The sequence below is a fragment of the Streptomyces sp. genome (genome assembly GCF_035563135.1).
Taxonomy (GTDB): domain Bacteria; phylum Actinomycetota; class Actinomycetes; order Streptomycetales; family Streptomycetaceae; genus Streptomyces.
The window spans coordinates 1-7,386 of the sequence record NZ_DATMVN010000141.1; the positions used below are offsets into that span (position 1 = coordinate 1).

The window sequence follows — 7,386 nt, forward strand, 5'->3', positions numbered from 1 at the left end:
TGACGGGGTCGTTGTGGACGATCGTCAGCCAGGGCACGTCGGGCTCGGGTACGGCGAAGACCTCCTCCGCCGATTCGGTCTTCTCGATCTCCATGGGTGCGGCTGCCGTCACATGGCCCATGCTGCCACCACAGGGGGGCACCCGCACAAACGGGCCTGTGGCGGGCGCCACGGAACCACAAATCGTCAGACTGACGAAATGGGGGTAGCATCCTCGTCATGAACACAGCGGACCTTGGGCTGCCGGTGGACGTTCCCTCGACGGCGCTCTTCACGGACCAGTACGAGCTGACGATGCTGCGGGCCGCCCTGAAGGCGGGCACGGCCGGGCGGCGGAGCGTGTTCGAGGTCTTCACGCGCCGGCTGCCCGACGGGCGCCGCTACGGCGTCGTGGCGGGCACCGGACGGGTACTCGACGCGGTGGAGAACTTCCGCTTCGACGCGGATGTCCTGCGTTTCCTGCGCGAGAAGGGCATCGTCGACGAGGAGACCCTGGACTGGCTCGCCGAGTACCGCTTCGGCGGCGACATCTGGGGCTACCCCGAGGGCGAGGTGTACTTCCCGGGCTCGCCGATCATGCGGGTGGAGGGCAGCTTCGCCGAGTGCGTGCTGCTGGAGACGGTGATCCTGTCGATCCTGAACCACGACTCGGCGATCGCGGCCGCCGCGTCGCGGATGGCGTCCGCCGCGCAGGGCCGCCGGCTCATCGAGATGGGGGCACGGCGCACGCACGAGCTGTCGGCGGTGGCGTCGGCCCGCGCCGCGTGCATCGGCGGCTTCCACACCACCTCGGACCTGGCGGCCGGCTTCCGGTACAACATCCCGACCGTCGGGACGAGCGCGCACGCCTTCACGCTCCTGCACGACAGCGAGCGGGACGCCTTCCGGGCGCAGGTGGACTCGCTGGGCCGGGGCACCTCGCTGCTGGTCGACACGTACGACGTGACCGAGGCCGTCCGTACGGCGGTGGAGGTCGCGGGGCCGGAGCTCGGGGCCGTACGGATCGATTCGGGCGACCTGCTGCTCGTCGCGCACCGGGTCCGGCAGCAGCTGGACGAGCTGGGCGCCACGGAGACGAAGATCGTGGTGACCTCCGACCTGGACGAGTACGCGATCGCCTCGCTGGCCGCCGCGCCCGTCGACACCTACGGGGTGGGCACGCAGCTGGTCACCGGGAGCGGGCACCCGACGTGCTCCATGGTCTACAAGCTGGTGGCGCGTGCCCGGACCGCCGATCCGGCCGATCCGCTGCTGCCGGTGGTGAAGAAGTCGCTGGGCGCGAAGTCGTCGAGGGGCGGCCGCAAGTGGGCGGCACGCAGGCTGGACGAGGCCGGGGTGGCCGAGGCCGAGGTGATCGGCAACGGGGAGGTCCCGGCGGAGCTGGCCGGCCGGCAGATGCAGGTGGAGCTGGTCAGGGGCGGCGAGGTGGTCGGCCGGGAGCCGCTGGAGGCCGCGCGGGAGCGGCACATCGCGGCGCGTGCGGGACTGCCGATGTCGGCGATGCAGCTGTCCCGGGGGGAGCCGGTGCTGCCCACGGAGTACGTCTAGTGCCGGGGCGGGCGGCGTCCGTCCCGCCACGACGCCCGGCACGCCCTCTTCCCGCACCGGCCGGAGGCCCGGGTGCGTCCCGTACGGGGACGTGCGGCCGGGACGCCGGGGGCACGCGCCGGACGCCGCTCCTCACCGGGCGGGCGCTGCCCGCCGCGGCACCGGGCGCCGGGCCTCCCGTCGGTCGTGCGCCCGCCGGTGCCGGGGAGCGACGTGCGTGCCCCCTCCTGCGAGAGGCCGCGTCCGTCGTGCGCCCGCCGGAGCCGGAGAGCGACGTGCGTGCCCCCTCCCGCGGGGTGCGCCGAGTCTCTAGGCTCGGGGCATCCCCAGCGTTCACATCCGCACTCCCCGCCGACCCCCCACCGAAGGACACCCGTCATGCATCGCGCCTTGATCGTCGTCGACGTTCAGAACGACTTCTGCGAGGGCGGCAGCCTCGCGGTGGCGGGCGGTGCCGATGTCGCCGCCGCCATCACCGACCTGATCGGCGAGGCCCAGCCCGGCTACCGTCACGTCGTGGCCACCCGGGACCACCACATCGACCCCGGTGACCACTTCTCCGCGTCGCCCGACTTCGAGCACTCCTGGCCGCCGCACTGCGTCGCCGGCACGGAGGGGGTGGGTTTCCACCCCAATTTCGCCCCCGCCGTGGCTTCCGGCGCGATCGACACCGTCTTCGACAAGGGGACGTACGCCGCGGCGTACAGCGGTTTCGAGGGCGTCGACGAGAACGGCACCGGGCTCGCCCAGTGGCTGCGGGAGCGGTCGGTCACCGCCGTCGACGTCGTCGGCATCGCCACGGACCACTGTGTGCGCGCCACGGCGCTGGACGCCGCCCGGGAGGGCTTCGTCACGCACGTGCTGCTGGACCTGACCGCCGGAGTGGCCGAGGGGACCACGGAGCGGGCCTTGGAGGAGCTGCGGACCGCCGGTGTGGAGCTGTCGGGCAAGCCGGTCGTCTGACGCCTCACGGGGCGCTCAGGCCGCCGGGCGGGCCGGTCCCGCGTATCCGGAGGCTCCCAGCAGCGCCCGTATCGGGTGCCAGAGCTCCTGGCCCGCCTGGGGGGCCGTCCGCCACAGGAGGCCGTCCGGGTGGTGCAGGACCGCCGTGATCTCGTCGGGGGTGGGCGGCTGGGCGTTGCCCCGGAGGTAGACGGCGCGCAGTCCGAGGTTGCGGAGCCTGGTCAGGGCGCGCGCCCGGTTCGCCGCGTGCACCAGCACCCGTACCGGCTCTCCGGGACCGGACACCCCGGCCGGGCCGTTCAGGGTCAGCGCCACCACCACCGTGCCGTCGGGCAACCTGCAGAAACCTCCGCCTGCCATGCTCCGCGCCCCCCGTAAGACTTCGTGTCAATAAGGATTTGGTAGGAGGCACTAAAACACGATCGGCCGCCGCCCGCCAGGGGGCAACGGCCGATCATGTTCCGACCTGCTCCTTCGGTGACTACTTGGCCGAGGGGCCGACCTTCACGGTGATCGTCGAGCCGCTGAGCGGCTCGTTCACGATGGAGATCCGGGTGTTGGTGTCAGTGACCTTGACGCTTCCCGTCGGGTTCTCCTCGTACCAGTACGTGCCCTTGCGGTCGTCGAAGACCGGGACGCCCGGCGACGGCTTGATCTTCAGCGGGACGTCCGCGTTGTGCAGCGTGAACCCCTTGTTCGGGTACCGGCTGAACGGCGCGTCGAAGGGCTGGATCTTGTTGCGCAGGAGCGTGCCGTCCGTCCACTTCAGCGGCTCGGCGTGGGAGTCCACCGGCAGGATCAGGCCCTGCCCGGGGTGGACGGAGGTGTTGTTGTCCTTCTGGGAGGTGTCCCAGAGCCACACCATCAGGCCGTTCTGGTAGGCGTAGTGCTCGACCCAGTCGGGGCGGGTGGTGGAGAAGCCGAAGTTGTACGGGCCGACCGCGAGGGTCTTGTCGTACGAGACGTACTGGCGGTTCTCCGCGATGTAGTACTGCGGGTAGTCGTCGGTGAACGAGGCACCGGTCCGCGAGAAGCCCTTGGCGGTCCAGCCGTTGTCGTCGCCCTCGGCGTTGTCCGTGAAGAGCACGGAGCCGTCCGCGGTGACCGTGATGGCGTCGGCCGCGAAGCCCTTGCCGCCCGCGCCGCCGTCCGTCTGGTAGCGGAAGCGGAGGTCGATCTTCTTGCCCGCGTAGGCGTCCAGCGGGAAGGAGAGCTTCCTGTACGCGCCGGAGACGTCCGTCAGGGCCGGCTTGCCGCTGGCGTCGCGCGGGATGGCCTTGCCGTCGGCCGTGCCGTCGAGCGCGGTCCAGCTGGTGCCGCCGTTCTCGGACACCTCGGTGTAAAGGTAGTCGTAGTCGGCCTCGATGTCGTACCAGCCGGAGAGGTCCAGCGAGGCGGACGTCCTGCCGGTCAGGTCGACCGGGCGGGTCAGGGTGTTCGACAGGTCGTCACCCATGTCGCTCCACCACTGCTTGGAGCCCTCCGCGGGCTCGGTGACCGTGGTGGTGACGGACTTCTCCGGCAGCTCGACGACGAGCGCCTGCTTGTCCTTGGTGTTGTACTCGGCGACGCCCAGCTTGTGGGTCGACTTCGTGGCGGCCTTGGCCACGTCGTAGTCGAGCCAGCCCAGCTGGAGCTTGTCCCAGGCGGTCATGTCGCCGGGGAGGTTGCCTATCTGCCCGTCACCGGTGCCGAGCCAGGAGCCCGCCGACATCAGGGACCAGAAGCCGACGGAGTTCTCGCCGCCGCCGGAGGTGTCGTACAGGTCCGGGAGGCCGAGGTCGTGGCCGTACTCGTGGGCGAAGACGCCCAGGCCGCCGTTCTCGGGCTGCGCGGTGTAGTCGCCCACCCAGATGCCCGTGTCGCCGATCTCGGCGCCGCCGGCCTTGTTGCCCTCGGGGCCCGTCGCACCGGCGTCGGTGCCGTACGCGTACCAGCGGTGCGCCCAGATGGCGTCGGTGCCCTCGGTGCCGCCGCCCGCGGACTCGTCCTCACCGGCGTGGACCAGCTGGAAGTGGTCGATGTAGCCGTCGCGCTCGTTGAAGTCGCCGTCGCCGTCGAAGTCGTAACGGTCCCACTCGTCGTACTGCGCGAGGTCCGTCCTGATCTGATCCGGGGTGCGGCCCTGGGCCTCCTGGTCCGCCACCCAGGCCTCGACACCGTCGCGGACGGCGTCCCAGACGTTGGCGCAGTTGGTCGAGCCGCAGTAGTTGGAACCGTAACGGGCCTCGTTGTAGGGGACCTTGACCCAGTCGGAGACCTCACCGTCGACCGAGTAGCGCCCGGAGGACGTCTTCTCGTAGTACGTCTTCAGCGATTCCTTGCCCTTGCCCTCGCCGAAGTAGAGGTCCTGGAAGTGGGCCCGGTCGTAATCGGCCTGCCAGGCGGTGCTGTTGTCCTTCGCCGGGTCCGGCTCGGCTATCTCGTTGTGCAGCGGGCCGGGCGTGCCGCCGTACTTCTTGACGGGCGGCTTCGGGCCGTCGCCGTCGGGATCGAACATCGTGGTGTCGTCGACCTTGTCGCCGAACTCCACGAGGACGGTGAAGATCTTGTCGGTCTTCTCGCGGCCGAGTTCGACGTACTTGCTCCTGCCGAGCTTGACGACCTTGGAACCGCCCCTGGCGGTCACCTTCTTGTCGCCGGACAGGACCTGCTCCAGCGCGGCCTGGCGCTGCTCCTCCTGCTCCTTGCTGAAGGGGCCCTCCAGGTCGTGCTCGTGCGCCTTGGCGGGCGCGGGATCGCGCCGGTCCACGGCGGAAATACCCGGTTCCGGCGTCCGGTCGTGCGCCTGCGCCGTGGCGAAGGCGGATGCCGTCGCGGCGGTGGCGGCCAGGCAGACGGCTACGGCGGTGGCGCGTAGCGCCCTTCTCTGAGTGGTCACTTGATGCAGTCCTCCCCGGCGTCCGCGTCCGCGGCCAGGGGGGTGAATACGGGCCGCGCGCGTTCAACGCGTCACAAGTGACGACATTCGATCGGAGTTATGAGAGAAAAGACAGACCTTGACTTGCACACACCAACTGCACTATGCGGGAGCCCTCTTCCGGTATCCGGACGCACCTCCAGGGCGGCCCGGCAGCCGTCCGGCGCGCCGAAGGCTCCTGCCGGCAGCGGCATGACTCCGTGCGCCCCCCGTGCACCGGTACCGTGGGTGAGGTCACGCTTACCACCCGTTCCTCCCGGGCATCCACCGTCGTAGAGTCGATTGACAGTGCGAACGTGTCGAGAGACCTCCCTATCCGACGCCCCGAGGACGGATACCGCCATGCCGCGTCCGACTGCCGCCCAGTTCTTCTACGGTTCGGCCACCGTCGTCTTCTCCGCCCTCGCCCTGCTGGTGCTGTTCCGCACGGAATCAGGCCTCGGCGTCGCCGCCGTCTGCACTGCGGCACTGGTGCTCGGGCTGCTGGTGGCCATGGCCCTGCCGGCCCGCGCGAAGGCCGTCCGGAAGGCGGCGGCACCGCCCACCGCCGCCCGTACGCTCCGCACCATCGAGGACATCGAGATCGCCGCCGCGCAGCGGGAGCGCGTCGGCGGGCACTCGCTGCACCGCTGAACACCCCTCGTTCAGGGGACGGAGACGACCACGGTTTTGCCCGCCTTGTCCTGCAGACCCTGCCGGTAGGGCTTGTCCGTGAACATCAGCACGATGTTGATCAGCCACCACAGGCACGGGCAGCACAGCAGCGCGGGGAGCCAGAGCACGACGGCCCGCATCAGCGAGGAGCTCGTATCGGGGACCGAGCCGTCGTTGAGCATCGCGACGCGCATCTTGAGCAGCCGCTTGCCGGGCGTGCGGCCGTCCTTGTGCGTGAAGTACGTGTCATAGGCGACGTAGACCACCAGGGCGATCAGCGACCACACCAGCTGATGGCCGGAGTAGCTGTTGCCGATGGCGTTGCCGAAGTCGTCGCCGCCGCCGTCCGAGGACACGTCGACCGCCCCGCCGAAGGGCAGCGAGATCAGGTACAGCGGGATCGAGATGATGAGGAAATCGATCAACCGCGCCAGGATCCGCTTGCCCGGTTCGGCGAGCGGAGGCATGCCGGCCAGCGGATCCGCACCGCCGTAGGGGCCCCCGCCGCCGTACGGGCCGTTCGGGGGCGGGGGCGGAGGCGGAGGCGTCCCGTTGTCGTAGGGCGAACCGCCGGACGGGGGCAAAGGCCCCTGCGGCGGCCGCTTCGAGAAGGGGTCGTCGTCGGGCGGTGGGGGCGGCGGCACGTTACTCATGGGGGCAGTGCACCCCGGCCCGCCGGGCCCCGCAACGGCTGGGGTCCCTTCGGGGGAAAGGGCCCCGGCACACGGGCGTACGGGGCCGCTACCGGCCCGCGACGAAGGTGCGGGCCGCCTTGTCGTGCCAGCACTGGCGCCACGGGCGGTCGATCAGGCACCAGAGCACATTGAACACCCCGACGACGATCAGGCCCAGCACCCCGTACACCAGCCAGCGGCGCAGAGCGGCGCCCAGGGCCGGCGCGTCGTGGGACTCGATGTCCCGCACCTCCAGACCGCACAGTTTCTTGCCCAGCGTGCGGCCCCACTTGGCGGTGGGCACGGCCTCCAGGAGGAAGCCGAGGATCAGGAAGGCGGCGAGCACCCCGCCGAACAGGCCGGCGGTGGTGGAGTCCAGGAACCAGACGGTGACCGTCTCACCGGACAGCTCCGCCGCTCGGATCTTCCCGTCGATGTGGTCCATCGCCCGGGTGACCAGGGGGAAGCCGGCCGCGCCGACGAGCGCGCCGAGGACGACCGTGTCCAGGAGCCGGGCCGCGAGCCGCTTGCCGAGACCGGCGGGCCTGGCGGAGGCCTGGGACCGGGCGAGTTGCTGGAAGGGGTCCTCCACCGGCGGCTTCCAGGGCACGACGGGCTGCTGCCCGA

The 7,386-nt window shown here is 70.8% G+C and carries 7 protein-coding genes and 1 pseudogene; 3 read left to right on the forward strand and 5 right to left on the reverse strand.

The features are described 5' to 3' along the window. Positions 1–121 (reverse strand): annotated as a pseudogene (locus VN520_RS05865) (ATP-dependent Clp protease adapter ClpS); the annotation flags it as partial. Positions 122–219: 98 nt separating this feature from the next. On the opposite strand from VN520_RS05865, the gene VN520_RS05870 reads away from it, so the two are divergent. Together VN520_RS05870 and VN520_RS05875 are read left to right on the forward strand one after the other, a co-directional pair. Then, positions 220–1,548, forward strand: a complete 1,329-nt coding sequence (locus tag VN520_RS05870) for a nicotinate phosphoribosyltransferase (protein WP_325745771.1) — start codon at positions 220–222, stop codon at positions 1,546–1,548. A gap of 378 nt (positions 1,549–1,926) precedes the next feature. Continuing rightward, on the forward strand, positions 1,927–2,511 hold the full coding sequence (locus VN520_RS05875) for an isochorismatase family protein (protein WP_325745772.1): 585 nt from the start codon (positions 1,927–1,929) through the stop codon (positions 2,509–2,511). A 15-nt stretch (positions 2,512–2,526) separates the two neighbouring features. Here the strand turns inward: VN520_RS05875 and VN520_RS05880 are convergent, their stop codons facing one another. Further along, complete coding sequence (locus tag VN520_RS05880; RefSeq protein WP_325745773.1) at positions 2,527–2,871, reverse strand: hypothetical protein; 345 nt, start codon at positions 2,869–2,871, stop codon at positions 2,527–2,529. Between the two features lie 121 nt (positions 2,872–2,992). Continuing rightward, entirely contained in the window at positions 2,993–5,392 is a 2,400-nt protein-coding gene (locus VN520_RS05885; RefSeq protein ID WP_325745774.1) for an immune inhibitor A domain-containing protein, read from the reverse strand. A 381-nt stretch (positions 5,393–5,773) separates the two neighbouring features. On the opposite strand from VN520_RS05885, the gene VN520_RS05890 reads away from it, so the two are divergent. Further along, entirely contained in the window at positions 5,774–6,064 is a 291-nt protein-coding gene (locus VN520_RS05890; protein ID WP_325745775.1) for a hypothetical protein, read from the forward strand. Between the two features lie 11 nt (positions 6,065–6,075). Here VN520_RS05890 and VN520_RS05895 read toward each other — a convergent pair whose 3' ends face one another. Both VN520_RS05895 and VN520_RS05900 read right to left on the reverse strand, forming a co-directional pair. Next, positions 6,076–6,738: an RDD family protein gene (locus tag VN520_RS05895; protein WP_325745776.1), complete on the reverse strand. Its 663-nt coding sequence runs from the start codon at positions 6,736–6,738 to the stop codon at positions 6,076–6,078. Positions 6,739–6,826: 88 nt separating this feature from the next. Further along, the coding region (locus tag VN520_RS05900) for an RDD family protein (protein WP_325745777.1) at positions 6,827–7,386 on the reverse strand (560 nt) is incomplete at its 5' end.